Genomic DNA, 16,671 nt, shown 5'->3' with positions numbered 1-16,671 from the left:
CACGTTCAGAATTGAGGTGAATCGATGGCTCGCACGTCCGAGACTCGCGACAAGGTGGTCGAGGTTGCACTACGTCTCTTTCGCGACGAAGGGTTTCAAGCGACCACGATGCGTCGCATCGCCGACGAAGCGGGTGTCTCTCTCGGGAATGCGTACTACTACTTCGCCGGCAAGGACGAGTTGGTCAACGAGTTGTACATGGTGATTCAGCGAGACCATCGCGAGCGCGCCCTCGACGTTCTCGTCGACGGCGGTTCGCTGTCCGAAAACTTTGCTGCCGTTCTGCATTCCGGTTTGGACGTCATGGAGCCGTATCACGCCTTCGGTGGATCCTTCCTGCAGTTGGCGCTGCCCACGAGATCCAGTTCCAGCCCGTTCTCGGAGGAATCGTCCGACGCCAGGTCCATGGCCATCGACCTCATGCGAACCACCTTGGAAACGTCGAAGCAGAAGGTTCCGGCGTCTCTGAAAGACGCTCTTCCACAGCTGCTCTGGATGATCTACATGGGTGTCACCCTCCACTGGGTCACCGACTCTTCGGACAACCAGGCGCGCACCCGCACGTTGGTCGACGGGCTCGTGCCGTTGGTGGCCAAAGCCGTCCGCCTCGCTCGCCTCCCGGTGGCGCGGGGGTTGGTCACCGACGTGGCCGGCCTGTTGAAACGAATGACCTCCCCAGAAGGGCTCGAACAATGAGTGATTCACCATCGACCGTCGTCCTGTGCGGTGCCTCCGGCTACATCGGACGGTATCTACGTCGGTCCTACGAAGATCGCGGCATTCGCGTCAGGACCATCGGCCGCGGAACATCCAGCGATGCAACGTGGTCCGATCATCGCAGCCTCGTCGATGTGCTCGACGGTTCCGATCTGGTCGTCAATCTCGCAGGCCGCTCGGTGAGCTGTCGCTACAACAAGACGAACGCGGACGAGATCATGTCCTCGCGCATCCAGACGACGGCCCAGCTCGGCCGCGCTCTGGCGGACGTATGCAACGCACCAGATTTATGGGTCAACGCCAGCACCGGCACCATCTATCGCGATTCGCGTGACAGGCCGATGGACGAACGGTCCGGCGACATCGGGTCGGGCTTTTCCGTCGAGGTCGCACGCGCCTGGGAGCGTGAGCTGTTCGACGCCGAAGTGACCATTCGCAGAGTGGCGCTTCGTATGTCGATCGTGCTGGGCGCAGGCGGCGGGGCCATCAACCCCATCATCGACCTGGCGAGAGTGGGGCTCGGCGGAAAGATGGGCGACGGCGGCCAGAAGTTCAGTTGGGTGCATGTCGCCGATGTCGCTCGTGCCCTCGATCATCTCTACGACCAACCGGACATCTCCGGGCCAGTCAACGTTGCTACTCCGTACCCGGTGACCAACGAGGACATGATGCAGCAGGTCAGGAATGTTCTCGGCCGCAGTCACGGGCTACCGGCACCGGCTTGGCTGCTTCAGTTCGGTGCACGGCTGATTCGCACCGAGGCCGAGTTGGTCTTGAAGAGTCGCTGGGTGGATCCACAAGTGTTGACGGGCAGTGGTTTCGAGTTCCGGTACCCGAAGCTGGACAGTGCACTGGCAAACATTGCGTCCGAGACGCCGCGAGGGTTGCTCCCCGTCGCCCTGGGATGACGACGGGGAACCCTCGAACCTAGACGAGCGACGCCGACAAGCCTCCGTCCAGGATGTAATGGCTTCCGGTGATCCACGACGCTCGGTCGGAGGCGAGGAACAGCGTCACTTCCGCGATGTCCTCGGGAGTGCCCAACCGTCCCTGCTTGGCTTTGACGAGGTCACCGAACGGGATCTGGGTCGCAGCCTCGAAGTCCGGGACCAATCGATCGACCATTGCGGTATCGGCGAATCCGGGGCACACGGCATTCACCCGCACTCCCGATGCGCGCATCTCGATGGCCGCGACGCGTGTGAGCTGGATGACCGCAGCCTTTGTGGCACAGTAGGACCCGAGCAACGCTGTTCCGCCCACGCCGGCGAGCGAAGCGATGTTGACGATGTTTCCCTTCGACTCGACCAGTGCACCGATCGCGGCCTTCATCACCAAGAATGTGCCCTTGACGTTGACGGAGTAGATCTTGTCGAAGCTCTCCGTCGACTGCTGGAGCAGCGGCGACGACACTTCGATTCCCGCGTTGTTGACGACGATGTCGAGTCCACCGAGAATCTCCACGGCCTGTGCCACCGCACTCTGCACCTGGCTTTCGTCGGACACGTCGCAGTTCGCGATGCCGGCGGCACCGATCTCCTCGGCCGTCTTCGCTGCTGCGCCTTCGTCGATGTCGCTGACGACGACACGAGCGCCTCGCTCGATGAACATCTTGGAGATGGCTTTTCCGATGCCGGCTCCGGATCCGGTCACGAATACTCGCTTGCCCTCGAACTCGGTCATGGTGTGCTTCCCTTCGATGATGAGTGAGACATGGTGCTGCGTACTTCGGTTTTGAGGATCTTCCCCACCTTCGAGCGGGGAAGGTCGGTCCAGATCTGAATCTGTTTGGGTGCCTTGACGCTTCCGATCCGCGCTTTCACGTGGAAAATCAGATCCTCGTCGGACGCGTCACGGCCGGGCCGCAACAGGACTGCGGCGGTGACGCGTTCGCCCCACTTGTCGTCGGGCAGTCCGACGACGGCGCATTCCTTCACCGAGGGGTGCGACAGCAGGGCCTGTTCCACCTCGGCCGAGTAGACGTTGAACCCGCCGGTGATGATCATGTCCTTGGCACGATCGACGACGTACAGATAGCCGTCGCCGTCGAGGTACCCGATGTCTCCGGTGTGATGCCACCCGTGGGCACCGACTTCGGCTGTGGCGTCGGGATTCTCGTGATAGCCCTGCATCACGAGGGGACCGCGGACGACGATCTCGCCACGCTCGCCGCGCTCGACCAGTCCACCGTCGTCGTTCATGATCGCCACCGTTGTCAGGGGCGTCGGCTTGCCTGCCGAGCTCAGTCGTTCGGTGGCGATCGATCCGTCGCTGCGGAAGTGATCGGCCGGAGCGAGTGTTGCGATCATGTTCGGTGCCTCGGTCTGCCCGAAGAGCTGTCCGAGAACCGGCCCGATGCGGGTCAGTGCCTCTTCCAGTCGAGTCGGCGACATCGGCGCGGCCCCATACCAGAGGCACCGCAGCGACGTCAGATCCGTGACGTCGAGATCCGGATGATCGAGCACGCCGTAGATCACCGTCGGCGGCAGAAACGCGTGAGTGATCCCGTGTTGCTCTATGAGTGACAGAAACTGTCCGACGTCGGGAGCACCCATCACAACGACGTGTCCGCCGAGACTGAGGATGGGAAACGTCAGCACGCCCGCAGAATGAGTCAGCGGTGCGAGAGCCAGGTACCGAGGTCGATCCCCGAAGGGGTAGCTCATGAGTGCTGTTGCCGTGGAGGTCATCATGTTCTCCTCGGTCAACCTCACTCCCTTGGGTTTTCCGGTCGTACCGCCGGTGCCGGCGATCATGCACAACCCGTCCGCCGGTCGTCTCTCGGCAACGGAATCGGAGCCGTGTTCGACGAGCCAGCTGTCGTACGAGAGCGCTCCCGGCACGTCGCCGTCCAGGCAGACGAGCCATTCCAGTCGAGGAAGCTGATCGCGAATGCGACCGACGAGATCGGCGAAGGCTTTCTGGAAGAACAGGAATCGGCAACCGAACAGCTCGAACAGTTGCCGGTTCTCGTCTGCTTCGTTGCGTGGATTGATCGGGCACCACACCGCCCCTGCCCGCGAGATCGCGAATACGCAGGTCAGCGCCAGCGGATCGTTGGCGGAGAGCACGGCGACCCGGTCACCTGCCTCGATTCCGTTGTGCTGCAACGCAGCGGCGATGGCCACTGTGTCGTCGTACACCTGGCCGTAGTCTCGGGTGGTGTCACCGATGGTGAGACAGGGTGCGTCTCGGCCCAGTGACACACCTTTGTCGAGGTAGTCGGACAGCCGCATCGGCCCTGTCCTCAGCTGTGTGCAGTGACGATGGGTTCGAGCACCAGCCCGAACGCGCGAAGCACGCCGAGCAGTTCCCGATGTCCGAATGCCTGGCAGCTCGAGGCGAATCCGACCTTCTTCGGCGGTCCCTGCAGCAGATGCGCCGCTGCGTAGGCGTTGAGCAGCGCTGTCTGCTTGTAGTTGCAATTGCCGTGGATCACGGTGTGTACGCGACCGAGTGGCCCCGACGCGTAGACCGAGTCGAGTGAGGTGTTGATGCGCGGATTCTCCCGTGGGGGCGTCTCGCTGCGCACCGACGACGACACCGTGTCGATGATCTGGTACTTCTCCGCATCGGATTTTCCTTCCATCTGAGCCAGTGCGGCAGAGATGATCTGGGGCACGGCGAGCATCAGCGGCTTGTTGATGACGCCACCCAGGGCACGTGCGTTCGCTACGCGCGGATCGTTCTTGAACCACACCGGATGGGATGTCCCACCCCAGGGAAGCGCCAGGCCCAGGTCGTGCTGGCCGGGCACCACGACCTGCATGACGCCGTCGTCCGGCCATTCGACGTACTCGTTCTGCTCCAGGTAGTAGGCCTTGGAGAACGCGGCGTTGGTGAGGATCGTGTTCGTCGACGCGACCGTCGGGTGCCCTTTCCAGAAGACCTCGATGTCGAGTGTGTCCAGCCCCGGCGTCTCGAGGCAGATGTTCGCAGCGATCTCACCGATGCTGTACATCTGCGCCAAACCTGGTGTGAGTACGAGGTTTCGGGATGCGAACTCGGTGCCGTACTTCGCCTCGGCGTCGATCATCCAGTCCTGCTCACCGGTTGTGTCGGTGTAGTGCGCACCGATCTCGATGCACGCCTGCGCAACTTCGTGCCCGTACCGCGAGAACGGACCGACCGTGTTGAGGACGATCTCGGCACCCCTGAATGCTTCGGCGAGAGCCGCTGCGGTGTGGTCGACCTCGACGACGTCGTACTCGACGGTCTCGATTCCGGGAACCACGTCGACGATGCCCTTGACTCGGCCCTCGTCGCGTCCGGCGGCCAGGAACGGGATGTTGTACTCGCGCAGGTATTCACAGATCAGTCGGCCGGTGTATCCCGACGCTCCGTAGACGACGACGCGCTTGTCGGTTGGCATGAAAAGTCCTCTCGTGATCGGCCCGTCCGCACGGCGGACCGAGATGGGTTGAGACTTCGGGCACCGGAGGGGACGTAGGGAACATCCGCCCTTCTGACGTGTGCCGTGGCTCACACTAAGATAGAATTTGTACAGACGTCAAGCTTTTTCTTGACGACTGCCCAGGATCTGCGCGACGCCGAAGTTCCTCGTTCGGCCGTCGGGCATACACTGGTGACGACCACGCGCGGAAAGGACACGGACCATGACCCAGACCGCTGATCCGCGCGCGCGTATCGAAGAGCGCGCCCGCAACAAGTTCGAGTCCAAGCGGACCGAGCTGGCCGAGGCGACGCTGCACACACTGGCCGAATTGGGTTATGCGCGCACGTCACTGCGGGAGATCGCACAGAATTCCGAGTACTCACACGGCGTGCTGCACTACTACTTCACCGACAAACTCGACCTGATCACGCACGCCGTTCGCCAGTACGAGGCCATTTGCGTCACTCGTTACGACGAGGTCGTGGCCAACGCCTTGGACGCCACCCGCCTGTACGCGGACTTCGAGGCGAAGTATTTCGCCACCCTGGCTGCGGACGCCGGCATTCATCGTCTTTGGTACGACCTTCGCAATCAGGCCCTGTTCGACGGTTCGTTCCGCAGCGACGTGCTCGAGATCGAAGAGCGTCGCGAGGACATGATCTGGCGAGTGGTGGCTCGGTACTGCGAACTTCGCGGCACCACTCCTGCACTCGACAAGGCCTCCGCGTACATCCTTCTCGACGGCATCTTTCAGCGCGCTCTACTGCATCATCTGGCCGGCAACACAGCCGAGATCACTTCCGCGCATGCGCAGCTGCATGCGGCGTTCGCATTACTGGATTGCCCGACGCCTCAGTAGGTTCCCGGCCGAGTTCCCGTGTAGATGCCGGGAACCCGAAAGCGCAGGGGCGCTTCGTCGTATTCCTCGAGGGCGTGTGCGGTCCAGCCGACAATGCGGGCGAGGGCGAACACTGTTTCCGGCGTGTCTGCCCTGAGCGCGTGGGCGAGGGTGAACGTGGCGAGAGCGAAATCCGAGTTGGGAAACGTATCGAATCTGTTGCTCACCTCCTCGATGATGACGTCCGCAGCAGCGACCACTACGGGGTCCGCACCGTGCGCGGGGTCCCGAAGCAATCTCAGTATTTCCTCGGCACGCGGGTCTCGGTCGGTGTAGATGACGTGCCCGAAGCCGGGCACCCGCTCCCCCGACCTCAATTGTGTTGCGAGAGCGCCTATCGGGTCGTCGACTGCCGTCGTCAGGAACCGGTACACGGGATCGGCGGCGGAGCCATGCAATGGGCCGTCGATGCAGCCGAGTCCCGCCGACACTATCGAGTAGAGATTGGCTCGGGTGCTCGCAGCAACCCGAACTCCGAGCGTCGACGCGGCCAGACCGTGATCGGCCATCAGGACGAGTGCGGCCTGCAACACCACATGGCCGTCCGGATCGGTGTCGTCCGACTTGATTGCCTCCCAGACCGATTCGGCGATCGGGAGCTCCGCTGAGCCAGAACCGAGGGCTGCTGCGACCGTCACCAGCAGCTGCCCGGCCTCGCGGACAACGGATGTGGACCCGGTGTCGAATCGCATCGGCCGGTAGGTGGAGGCGATGTCGACGGCGATACGGATCCGGTCGATGGACCGGCAGTTCGGGTACATCAGCCCCAGTGCGTCTCGGCATCGCTGCACCACAACGGGATCGGCGGCGAAGTGAGCTTCCTCCATCAGCTCACCCGTCCACACGAAATGTGCGACCGATTCCAGAGTGCGTGAGCTGAGCTCGACCGCGTCACGCCCCCGGTAGTAGAGATGCCCGTCATCGATCAGGGTTATCCGAGTCCGAATTCGTTCCACGGCACCGATGTCGGTACGCCGAGCCGTGTCGCGTCCGGCGAGGGACTCCACCTCGTCTACGTCGAACACGCTCCCCCGCACTCCGGGCAGTCGAGTACTGGTCAACAGACCGCGACTGACGTAGGCGTACACCGTTTCCGGTTTGACTCCCAGCCGTGCGGCGGCCTGTGCGGTGGTGAGCATGTTCCGACCGTCGGCGTGCGTCATGTCCGCCTTCCACATTGACTCGATCAACATTGACAAGAATCAACGTTAGCGCGGATCGTAGGGGTTGACCAGCGCAAAGGAGTGCAGCCATGACCGTTCTCGACGCCCCACGGGGGCTCCACAACGTCGTCGTCACCACCACATCGATCGGAGATGTACGAGGCGACGAGGGTTTCTATCACTACCGCCAGTACTCGGCGATCGACATCGCGCTACACATGACGTTCGAGGATGCATGGTTCCTCATGGTCGAGGGCCGGTTGCCGAGCGAGTCCGAGCGCGCCGAGTTCCTGAGGGCGGTGGCACCGCTGCGCGTGCTGCCGACGGACGTCGCAGCGGCCGTGAAGACGGTGGCACTGTCGGGTCCCGAGCAACCACTCTTCGCGTTGCGGACGGTGTTGTCGGGAATGGCAGGTGCTGTACCGCTGTACGAGTCGTCGGAATCGGACAAGCGTGCGACCGCGCTGCGGCTGTGCGCGATGACACCGACCATTCTGGCTGCAGTACACAGGATTCGGGCCGGGCAGGAACCAATCGAACCACGCGATGACCTGACGATGGCTCAGAACTGGTTGTTCATGATCACCGGGCAGGTGCCCGATGCCGACCACGCCCGAGCGATCGACCGGTACCTCACCGCCACGATCGATCACGGGTTCAACGCGTCGACCTTCACTGCGCGAGTCGTGGCGTCGACGGGGTCGGATATCGCCTCCGCAGTGTGCGCTGCGATCGGCGCCTTTGCCGGGCCGCTGCACGGAGGTGCCCCGGATCGCGCCCTCGACGGGCTGGACGAGATTGTCGACGTCGACTCCGCCGATGTGTGGGCACGCTCCAAAATTGCTGCAGGCGAGCGCATCATGGGCTTCGGTCATCCGGTGTATCGAACCGATGACCCCCGGTCGGTGATGCTGCGCGAGACTGCGCAGGAGTTGGGCGGCGACCTGATCGACAAGGCCGTCCAGGTCGAGAAGGTCATCGCTGCAGCGCTCGCAGATCTCAAGCCGGACCGCAAGCTGTACGCCAATGTGGAGTACTACGCAGGCGTCGTCATGGAGCTCTGCGGGATTCCTCGGTCGATGTTCACCCCTACGTTCGCATGCAGTCGAATGGTGGGGTGGTGTGCCAACATCGTCGAACAGTCGCACGACAGCAAAATCATCCGGCCGATCGCCCGCTACGACGGCCCGGTGCCTTCGGCAGTGGTGCGGAAAAGTGCCACCCAGGGCACTTAGGCACGCCACTGTGGCGGAGCCGCACACCGCTTACAACTCGCAGGCAAGTGACCAGGTCGCCGACGGGTGTTGCCGCGATGGCCGTGACGCTTACCAATGGGATGCCCGCGAGGACTGTGGCGTCAGGCAGATTCTCGATCGTGTCGCCGACAAGTGGTCCCTTCTGGTGATCGCGTTGTTGGACGAGCAAACCTTTCGATTCGGCGAACTCCGACGAGAGATCGACGGGATCAGCACTCGCATGTTGACCGTGACTCTGCGCAACCTCGAGCGCGACGGGTTGATCGATCGGCGCATGTACCCCGAAATTCCTCCGCGCGTCGAGTACCGACTCTCGGACCTGGGTCGAACGTTGCTGGGAACCATCCAAGCTCTCGTCGAACGGACCGAACACAATCAGCAACGAACTCCCCACGCTCGGGCGGTATTCGACGACGTCAGCAGTGACTCCGTCTCAGGTTCGAGTCGGGTCGACGCGCAAGGAGAACGGCCGCACCGCCGACACCAGCAATCAGCGTGTAGGCGATCAGGAACTCGTGCGCGATCGCGAGCGACAACACCGCTCCTGATACCGCGATCAATATCGATTGGTTCATCGACTCCGAGATCTGTAGACCGGAACTGTTGGCACCGTATTCGGCCTCCGTCGATTCCGCCAGAACAGTGGCGGTGATTCGCGGGTACGCCAGCCCCATACCTGTTCCCATGACAATGCATGCGACCACCAGAGCAGGTACCGGTATCGCTCCGGCGATGAACAGCCACGCGCCGACAGGACCGACGAACACCAGCACTACTGCTCTCGGTACCAGAGCGGAACCACCGCCGGAGCTTCTACCCTGCAGCCAGGCTCCGGCAATCCATCCGATCGCTCCGAGGGCAACGATCAGGCCGGACGAACTGGGACTGTAGCCGAGCTGGCGCTGGAGGTAGAGAGGCAGATAGATGTCCGTTGCCGCAACGGTCGCACCCAGCAATCCACGCAGCACGGTCGCATGAGGAATGCCAGGTCGAATCCTGAACGTGCCCTGGGGAAGAAGGCGTGTTGCCGACAACCCGATCAACGAAACGGCGCACAAGCTGCCCAGGACAAGAGTGGGAACTGTTTGCTGACCGGCGAGGTGCAGCGCGAGCACGCCCGCCGCTGCAACTATGGCCCATCTTCCTCGACCTCCGAATATTGCTGTGCCGTTGCGTAACTGGACCGAACCTCGGACCGCGACAAGCAGTATCGTCAAGGACACCCCGGATCCGACCAAAGCCAGCGCGAACACCGTTCGCCAACCGACGAACTCGACGAGTACACCGGCGAGCAGTGGTCCCGAAATTCCGGGTAGAAGCCACGCAGCCGTCAACAGCCCGAAGGTTCGAGAATGCAGCTCGGCTGGGATGCACTGTGCAATGACTACGTACAAGACGACAGAGTTGATTCCGCCGCCGAATCCCTGCAGCAGCCGACCTGCCACGAAGAGCTCGATCGTGGGTGCCACCACACAGAGCGCAATCCCGACGAGAAAGGCAGTACCGCCCACTGCCATCGGGACCTTGACACCGCGTCGGTCGGCCCAATTTCCCCCAATTGTCATCCCCACCAGAGCTGCGGTCAGTGTCGAGGCATACGCAAGCGAATACCAGCGATCGGCATCGAAGTCATCGACGATCACGGGCAGAGCAGTCGTGATTGCGAACGACTCGAACGCAATGAACGTCATCGTTCCCAGCAGGCCGATGATCAGCGGCCGATGTTCTCCCGACAGCAGGCTCGAAGGACGGTCCACCCTGTCGGTCATCAGCTTCCTTCATCGACGAGCAACACGACCTTGCCGCGCCCGTGTCCGGTCTCGACGTCACGATGCGCCTGGCCGGTCTCGTCGAGCAAGTACGCGGCCCTAACTGTGACGCGCAACTGTCCGGTAGCGCACAGATCGACGAGTTCGCGCAGACGCTCGGCCGATCGATCGCTCGAAATCCATTGGCAATTCAATTCTCTTGCCAGTGCCATGTCTACGATCGTTCCGATGCGGGAACGGTCGGACGTCAGATCGACTGCGGTGCGCAGGTTCTCATGCCCGGCCGCGTCGAGGACCACATCGACTCCTTCCGGAGCCGCTGCCACGATTCGTTCGATCTGGCCCTCACCGTAAGTCACTGCAACAGCGCCCATCTGCTCCAGATACGGGTGATTGTCTCGACTCGCCGTACCGATCACCCGCAGGCCTCGATGAAGCGCCAACTGAACCGCCATCGAACCCACCCCACCCGCTGCCCCATGGACCAGCAAAGTTTCACCTGCCCGCGCGCCCAACCGTTCCAGGGCGGTGTGGGCCGTCTGACCCGACGCGGACAGCGACCCCGCCGTGCGCCAGGAAACGTGAGGGGGCTTGGCTACAATCTGGTCGGTCGGAACGCTCACGTTCTCCGCGTAGCAGCCGAGAACTCGATATCCCAGGACGTCGTCACCGACCGCGAACTGGTTGACATCCGCACCGAGCGCCTCGACGGTTCCCGCAAATTCGTTGCCGAGAATCTGCGGAAACTCAATTCTCGCGCCCGGCGGTACCCACCCTTCCCGAATCGCCGCATCGGTCAGTTGCACACCGGCCACTCGAATCTTGACCAGCACCTCTCCAGTATTCGGAGTCGGACGGGCCAGCGTTCGAGTCTTCAGCACCGATGCGGGTCCGTGTTCGTCGATCGCAACGGCGCGCATCGTGTTGATCATCGGCCGACCGCCGGGCGAACTTCGATCCGATCGAGACCGACGCTCGGATCACCAGTGATTCTCACCGAGTTGGCAAGAACAGTCGGAATCGAGCTGATGCCGAGCGCGGCCGCATCGCGTATATCGTCGTCGACGGCGGCCGAGCACTCGTCGGTCTCTACGAGCATCGTGATGTCGCCGCCCGCCAGGCCCACCTGTTCGCCGACCGAGCGGAGCACCGTCCAATCCGCGATATCGTCGTTGGACTCGAAGTGCCTCGAATACAAGGAATCCCACGCCTCGAATCTGTTCAACTCTCGATCCGCCACCAGCTTCAGCAGTCGGTGCGCATTGCGCGAGTCGACTACCAATGTGGTGTCGATGTTGATGGTGAGCGATTCCGATGTACCGCCCGCCACGATCTTCCTGCTGTGAGCTGCCCATCGCTCTTCGTCGAAGCCCCACGAGGACAGCGCCGCTTCCCGAACGGTGATGCCGGCGCGAGTTGGACCGGCCGGTTCGAGCAGAAAGCTCCTGTACTCGACCCGCGTGCCGGATTCGAGACGACCGAGTGCCCGCCCCAGTTGTCGATGCCCAATCCAGCACCACGGGCACCGAAGGTCCGCCCAATTCGTGATCGTTGTCGTCAATTGTCTCTCCTGACCTCGCCGAAGACTGCGATGTACAGTGCACTTCATCAAGTGCACTTGATGTCAAGGCGTGTGAGCGAACCCGGAGGGGCAGGTCATGACACAACTGGATACGGACGCGGTATGGCTCAAGCCTGGCCAGGTCGCAGAACGCGCCGGGGTCGCGGTATCCGCCCTGCACTACTACGAACAGGTTGGATTGATTTCCAGTCGCCGCACGAGCGGAAACCGTCGGGAGTACCGGCGCGACGTGCTGCGGGTTATCGCCTTCATCAGAACAGCTCAGCGTCTCGGCGTGTCCCTGGAGAAGATCAAGGATGCGCTCGACCAACTGCCGGAACAGGCGATACCGGGAAAACGCGATTGGGCGCGGATATCTCGACAGTGGCGCGACGAACTCACTGCTCGCATCGAAGAATTGACTGCGCTGCGAGACAACTTTTCCGACTGTATCGGATGCGGATGCCTGTCGCTGACATCGTGCCCCTACTCGAACCCCAATGACATTCTTGGACAACAAGGTACGGGAGCACTGCGCCTCACAGCCCGGACTACGCAATCGACGAAACGCACAGGAACCGAAACCTCGCTGTTTTCGTGATCGTGGAACGATCGACGTGCCACGGACTTCTCGAACAGCTCAGTCGATTTTCTTGGCCTCGATGAGAAATCGAGTCGAGTGTGCAACGAATGGCCCGTCGTTCTCGATTCGTTCGTGCAGTTCGTACAACGAGTCGCGATACTGCTCGACGGTGAAGCCAGGCACCATCCAGATCACCTTGCGCAGAAAGTAGATGACGGCACCGACGTCGAAGAACTCGGTCCGTAGCGACTCGAACTGGATGTCCACCACGTCGAGTCCAGCGTCCCGAGCATCTGCGCTCTCGTCCTCGTAGTGACGCGCGCGCCGAGTGGCCGCGGGCTGCGGTCCCAGAAAGAATTCGACGAGTTCGAAGACACCCGAATGTCCAACGTGCTGCGCGAAATAGGTTCCGCCCGTGCGCAGGACGCGGGAGATCTCGTCCCACCACACCGTGGCGGGATGTCTACTCGTCACCAGATCGAAGGCCCCGTCGGCGAAGGGCAGAGGCGGCTCATCGGCGTCCTCCACCACCACAGCTCCGCGCGGATGCAGCAGCGCAGTCGCTTTCGCTACGTTCGGCGGCCACGATTCGGTAGCGGCCATCACCGGCGGAAACGACGCTGCACCCGCCAGCACCTCTCCCCCTCCGGTTTGGATATCGAGTGCCGCCTCGGCGATTGCGAGCCGCTCGCCCATGAGCCGCTGATATCCCCATGAGGGACGCTGTTCGGACGCGCGACCGTTCAACCATGAGAAGTCCCAGCCATCGACCGACACGGAGTCCGCTTCGGCCACCAACTCCTCGAACGATCGGGTCATGGGGCACAGCCTGCCAGACTCCAGACGTTCAGTTCCAGACATTTTCGCGACGGATGGCGACGTTCTGCCTCTCATCACCGGAGCCATGTCGAGCTCCTTCGTGGGTTCGGCAACATAAGTCACCAATCACAAGGTCTTGATTTTGGCGAACGGGTAGCCACTGATCACCACAGCGACGAACACGTAGGCTGCCAGCCCGGCCAACTCCCACGTCGTTCTTTCGCGCTGAAAATCGGAGAATATCCAAAGAAGCGGGGCCAGAAGCAGAATGGCGGCGACGACGCCGCAGACCACGAACAGTCTGTTCGCCCGCGCACGCAGGTGCGGCGTGGTCTTCACCCGGTCCGGTACGTCGCGGCCGTAATAGTCCGGATAGAGCACTTTGCGTCGCAACCCGACTGACGAGCCGTACGCGAACGCGACGATTCCCGCGATCAGCCCAAGAGCGAGTGCAGTGTTCACGGATCACCGTGCCGTTGCAGCTCGGCCGGACTTGGAGAGCGCTCTATAGTTTCGAATCGTGTTGACGCACAACCACCCAGTGACGATGGGGGCGAAGAACCCGAGTGTCAGGCCCTCCCCCATCAGCGACATCACAACGACGGCGCACCCGAGCAGAGTGACACCCACCAAATCGATCTTTCGGCCGATAGACGAACCCGCGGTCGCGACGATTCCAGGAAATCGCGGCGAGTCGACAAGAATCCGTATCGCTGCGATGCACGCAATCAGTCCTGCAACGACCATAAATGCGAACACAATCGTTCCACCCCAACCGATCTCAGCCCAGTTCAACCGCGGCTCGAACAGCCCGCGAACGAATGCCTCAAGAATCGGGACCGACGCGAAATAGCCCAGATACAGCAACACGATGGGTCCCGCCAGACCCGCTGCAGTCCGCCGATTCGCCATACCGAACGGTATCAAACGGCTCGAATGTCGTCAGGCGTTGACGCCGAAGGTCGTGATTTTGCCGTTCGGAGTGCTCGCATCCGTCGCAGCACACTCGACACACTCGCCACGAATACGACGGCACATGCTCCGCCCAACCCCGTGTTCTGCCAGCTCCAGCGTGTGGTTCCCACGGCGAGGTCGATGTCGACATAGTTGACGCAAATTCCCACCGGCACGGGCAACCACGCCCAGTGCGCCTCGTAGAGCGCACCGGGTATCCGCGTGCACAGTTCGTCGATTCCGCCCATCAGCCCCCACTGCGCGAAGGTCCCGAACGACGCGATCCAGCCGACGAGCGATACAGCGGCGACCACCGCAGTGAGGGGTGTTGCGATTCTGCTCATCCCGTCTCCGTTCGACCCCTTCAGCGATACCCACGTATCTCGACTCATATTGGTGCGCAATCGAAGTAGTGGACGACCGCCTAGATTTCACCTCGAACGCTTCGCATGTATTCTCGCCATCCCTCCACATAGGGCTTCACATCATCGATTTCGATCAGAGCGACATCTTCGACCGGGTAGTTCCGACTTTCGATGACGAGCGAGACGGTGTCGACTTCGCCGGCGGCCCACCATCGGTCGGGTCCGCCCCACTTCGAGAACTCGACGCTCACACCGTCGCAGGGTATTGGCACAGCGACCCCGGGAGCGTCGCGAACTGCCCGGTGCCGGTTCTCGTAGTCGGGCTCCCTCGGGGAAATTCCGGTAGCGCTTTCGATCGCTCGAACCACCTCCCGCCGAGGATCTCCGACCACCGTGCTGATCTGTACAGACAGGTCGCCGTCAGGAGTGCCGTGCACGAGTCCGGCGGATGAGAGTCGGTCGTCCACCCATCCCCAGTCACCGATCGTGATGGGGCCGATCCACTCCTTCATTCCGAACACGCGAACCTGCCGAGCTTCCGAAAGCACTCGGCTCTCGAGCTGGCTCATGTGTTCCCAGAACTCGTCCGGGGACAATTGCCCTGCCACCTCCATTGCGCACCTTCTTCAGTCCGAGAGCAGGTCTTCTGTCGTGACAACAGTTGCGAATTCATCGTGCAGGTTTGTCGCGGTGATCGCAGACAAGGTCGCGGCAGGCACTGTGGTCCCATCGAGCCCGACGCGATCGAAGGTGTGTGTGGCGTCGATGACGAAGTAGGTGTCGTATCCGAGGTTTCCGGCCATGCGAGCTGTCGTCTCGCAGCAATGATTTGTCGTGATCCCGCAGATGACGACCTGGTCGATGCCCTCGGCCCGTAGCCAGGCATCGAGATCCGGGGTGCCATAGAAGCTCGAATTGACCCGTTTGCTGATCAGCAGATCTGGACTTCCCTCGATGACGTCTTTGAACGCGTGCCCGGAACTACTCGGTGACAACGGAGACAGAGGGTTGTCGGAGTCGTGTCGAACGAACACCACCGGCCATGACCTGGATCGCCAAAAGCGTATGAGGGCTGCGATATTGCCTTCGCACGACGGGTTATCTCGCGGACCCCAGAACTCGGCATTGTCGAATCCCGCCTGTACATCGACGACTATCAGAGCGGGCCTTCGGAGGTCGATCTGCGATGTGCCCATGCAGCCAAGGATACGGCGAGTTGTGCGCGGGTTTCGGCATCGCACTCATCGCTTCCGCGGCCGGCCAGTTTCATGCCTAGAGATACGCGGTGACGGTTGGCAGCATGCATTCCGGGTCGAATCGGGTGCAGGCGACCGCGCTGAGCGCGGCTAGCTGCACCCGATATTTGTTCTTCTCATGCAGCTGTCGTGCACGATGGTCTCGTGACTCTTGCTGTGTCGGTTCTGGCCGATCGTCCTGATCTCGCGATCGCAGCCTGGAACATGACTTCGTCTTGGCCGACGTTCATGACGAAGGATCCGATTGGATCGATGTACTTCGACCCCGACGTTCTGGCTCTTTTCGCCGAACACATCCTCGTCTGCCACGACGAAGCCGATGCCGTGGTCGGCAAGGCACTCTCCATACCGATCCACTTGCCCGACGGCACAGCCCTTCCCGACGATGGCTGGGACGGCGCGATACGACGCGGGACAAGGGCGCGTCTGGTTGGCACACCAACCAACTTTGTGTCCGCGCTCGAAATTTCAGTCGTCCCGGGATGGCAGGGTCGTGGCTTGTCGGCATTGCTTCTTGCAGCACTTCGGGACAATGCCCAACGCCTAGGATTCGACGAATTGATTGCCCCACTGCGACCGAACGGCAGATCTGATCTCGACGAATCCTTCGCCGCTTACGTTCAACGGATCCGGTCGGACGGCTTACCCGTCGACGCCTGGCTGCGTGTTCACGTCCGCGCTGGCGGTCTCATCGACGCGATTGCCCCGCGCTCGATGGTGGTGCCAGGAACTCTCGACGAGTGGCGCCAGTGGACAGGGCTGCCGTTCGACCGATCCGGTCCCGTCCATGTTCCGGGTGGACTCGTTCCTGTCATCTGCGACATGGATCGCGGGACCGCTGTGTACACCGAGCCGAATGTGTGGGTGCGCCACAGGACCACGCCCACGCTGGACACATGAGAGTTCGATTGAACCCCGGGGCATCGTTCGCCGG

Annotated in this window: 18 protein-coding genes and 1 pseudogene; 7 read left to right on the top strand and 12 right to left on the bottom strand. The window is 62.1% G+C overall.

Annotation, left to right across the window (positions count from 1 at the left end):
* The first annotated feature begins 24 nt into the window (after positions 1-24).
* Together CH251_RS10805 and CH251_RS10800 are read left to right on the top strand one after the other, a co-directional pair.
* Positions 25-696 carry a TetR/AcrR family transcriptional regulator gene (locus tag CH251_RS10805; protein WP_094613211.1) on the top strand — a complete coding sequence of 224 codons (672 nt, stop codon included), beginning with the start codon at positions 25-27 and terminating at the stop codon, positions 694-696.
* Positions 693-1,625 (top strand): TIGR01777 family oxidoreductase, encoded by a 933-nt coding sequence (locus CH251_RS10800; RefSeq protein WP_094613210.1) that lies wholly within the window; start codon positions 693-695, stop codon positions 1,623-1,625. Before CH251_RS10805 ends, CH251_RS10800 begins: the two co-directional genes overlap by 4 nt.
* A gap of 19 nt (positions 1,626-1,644) precedes the next feature.
* Here the strand turns inward: CH251_RS10800 and CH251_RS10795 are convergent, their stop codons facing one another.
* From CH251_RS10795 to CH251_RS10785, 3 genes are read right to left on the bottom strand one after another with little or no spacing between them, the layout of a single operon-like run.
* Complete coding sequence (locus CH251_RS10795; protein WP_094613209.1) at positions 1,645-2,400, bottom strand: SDR family NAD(P)-dependent oxidoreductase; 756 nt, start codon at positions 2,398-2,400, stop codon at positions 1,645-1,647.
* Positions 2,397-3,953 (bottom strand): long-chain fatty acid--CoA ligase, encoded by a 1,557-nt coding sequence (locus CH251_RS10790; protein ID WP_094613208.1) that lies wholly within the window; start codon positions 3,951-3,953, stop codon positions 2,397-2,399. Before CH251_RS10790 ends, CH251_RS10795 begins: the two co-directional genes overlap by 4 nt.
* An 11-nt stretch (positions 3,954-3,964) precedes the next feature.
* On the bottom strand, positions 3,965-5,089 hold the full coding sequence (locus CH251_RS10785) for a DUF5938 domain-containing protein (protein WP_094613207.1): 1,125 nt from the start codon (positions 5,087-5,089) through the stop codon (positions 3,965-3,967).
* Positions 5,090-5,333: 244 nt separating this feature from the next.
* On the opposite strand from CH251_RS10785, the gene CH251_RS10780 reads away from it, so the two are divergent.
* The gene (locus CH251_RS10780; protein ID WP_094613206.1) at positions 5,334-5,972 is read left to right on the top strand and encodes a TetR/AcrR family transcriptional regulator; all 639 of its coding nucleotides are present in this window, start codon (positions 5,334-5,336) and stop codon (positions 5,970-5,972) included.
* Here CH251_RS10780 and CH251_RS10775 read toward each other — a convergent pair.
* Complete coding sequence (locus CH251_RS10775; protein WP_256978959.1) at positions 5,966-7,174, bottom strand: citrate synthase; 1,209 nt, start codon at positions 7,172-7,174, stop codon at positions 5,966-5,968. The two genes, CH251_RS10780 and CH251_RS10775, sit on opposite strands and share 7 nt — an antisense overlap.
* 89 nt (positions 7,175-7,263) lie before the next feature.
* Here CH251_RS10775 and CH251_RS10770 point away from each other — a divergent pair, with 89 nt between their 5' ends.
* Together CH251_RS10770 and CH251_RS28245 are read left to right on the top strand one after the other, a co-directional pair.
* Positions 7,264-8,409 carry a citrate/2-methylcitrate synthase gene (locus tag CH251_RS10770; protein ID WP_094613204.1) on the top strand — a complete coding sequence of 382 codons (1,146 nt, stop codon included), beginning with the start codon at positions 7,264-7,266 and terminating at the stop codon, positions 8,407-8,409.
* Positions 8,297-8,800: pseudogene (locus CH251_RS28245) on the top strand (winged helix-turn-helix transcriptional regulator); the annotation flags it as partial. The gene CH251_RS10770 and the pseudogene CH251_RS28245, both read left to right, overlap by 113 nt.
* 46 nt (positions 8,801-8,846) lie before the next feature.
* Here CH251_RS28245 and CH251_RS27840 read toward each other — a convergent pair.
* Genes CH251_RS27840 through CH251_RS10750 form a run of 3 tightly spaced genes read right to left on the bottom strand, consistent with a single transcriptional unit; the run spans position 8,847 to position 11,760 of the window.
* On the bottom strand, positions 8,847-10,199 hold the full coding sequence (locus tag CH251_RS27840) for an MFS transporter (RefSeq protein ID WP_094613202.1): 1,353 nt from the start codon (positions 10,197-10,199) through the stop codon (positions 8,847-8,849).
* The gene (locus tag CH251_RS10755; RefSeq protein ID WP_218828286.1) at positions 10,199-11,131 is read right to left on the bottom strand and encodes an NADP-dependent oxidoreductase; all 933 of its coding nucleotides are present in this window, start codon (positions 11,129-11,131) and stop codon (positions 10,199-10,201) included. The genes CH251_RS27840 and CH251_RS10755 overlap by 1 nt, the downstream gene beginning before the upstream one ends.
* A complete protein-coding gene (locus CH251_RS10750; RefSeq protein ID WP_179273441.1) occupies positions 11,128-11,760 on the bottom strand; it encodes a DsbA family protein in 633 nt (210 codons plus the stop codon). The genes CH251_RS10755 and CH251_RS10750 overlap by 4 nt, the downstream gene beginning before the upstream one ends.
* 97 nt (positions 11,761-11,857) lie before the next feature.
* On the opposite strand from CH251_RS10750, the gene soxR reads away from it, so the two are divergent.
* On the top strand, positions 11,858-12,361 hold the full coding sequence (gene soxR / locus CH251_RS10745) for a redox-sensitive transcriptional activator SoxR (protein WP_094613200.1): 504 nt from the start codon (positions 11,858-11,860) through the stop codon (positions 12,359-12,361).
* 39 nt (positions 12,362-12,400) lie between these two features.
* Here soxR and CH251_RS10740 read toward each other — a convergent pair whose 3' ends face one another.
* The 5 genes from CH251_RS10740 to CH251_RS10715 form a co-directional block, all read right to left on the bottom strand.
* Entirely contained in the window at positions 12,401-13,162 is a 762-nt protein-coding gene (locus CH251_RS10740) for a class I SAM-dependent methyltransferase (protein WP_094613199.1), read from the bottom strand.
* Between the two features lie 126 nt (positions 13,163-13,288).
* Positions 13,289-13,624, bottom strand: coding sequence for a hypothetical protein (locus tag CH251_RS10735; protein WP_094613198.1), 336 nt, complete (start codon positions 13,622-13,624; stop codon positions 13,289-13,291).
* Positions 13,625-14,085: 461 nt separating this feature from the next.
* Positions 14,086-14,460 (bottom strand): hypothetical protein, encoded by a 375-nt coding sequence (locus CH251_RS10725; protein ID WP_094613196.1) that lies wholly within the window; start codon positions 14,458-14,460, stop codon positions 14,086-14,088.
* Between the two features lie 80 nt (positions 14,461-14,540).
* Complete coding sequence (locus tag CH251_RS10720; protein ID WP_143537830.1) at positions 14,541-15,089, bottom strand: hypothetical protein; 549 nt, start codon at positions 15,087-15,089, stop codon at positions 14,541-14,543.
* A gap of 18 nt (positions 15,090-15,107) precedes the next feature.
* Positions 15,108-15,677 carry a cysteine hydrolase family protein gene (locus tag CH251_RS10715; RefSeq protein ID WP_094613193.1) on the bottom strand — a complete coding sequence of 190 codons (570 nt, stop codon included), beginning with the start codon at positions 15,675-15,677 and terminating at the stop codon, positions 15,108-15,110.
* A gap of 204 nt (positions 15,678-15,881) precedes the next feature.
* Here CH251_RS10715 and CH251_RS10710 point away from each other — a divergent pair, with 204 nt between their 5' ends.
* Complete coding sequence (locus tag CH251_RS10710; protein ID WP_094613339.1) at positions 15,882-16,637, top strand: N-acetyltransferase; 756 nt, start codon at positions 15,882-15,884, stop codon at positions 16,635-16,637.
* Positions 16,638-16,671: the final 34 nt, after the last annotated feature.

Source organism: Rhodococcus sp. 06-462-5 (assembly GCF_002258315.1).
Taxonomy (GTDB): domain Bacteria; phylum Actinomycetota; class Actinomycetes; order Mycobacteriales; family Mycobacteriaceae; genus Rhodococcoides.
The sequence above is the reverse complement of the archived record's forward strand: the minus strand, read 5'-3'. Positions and strand labels throughout refer to the sequence as shown.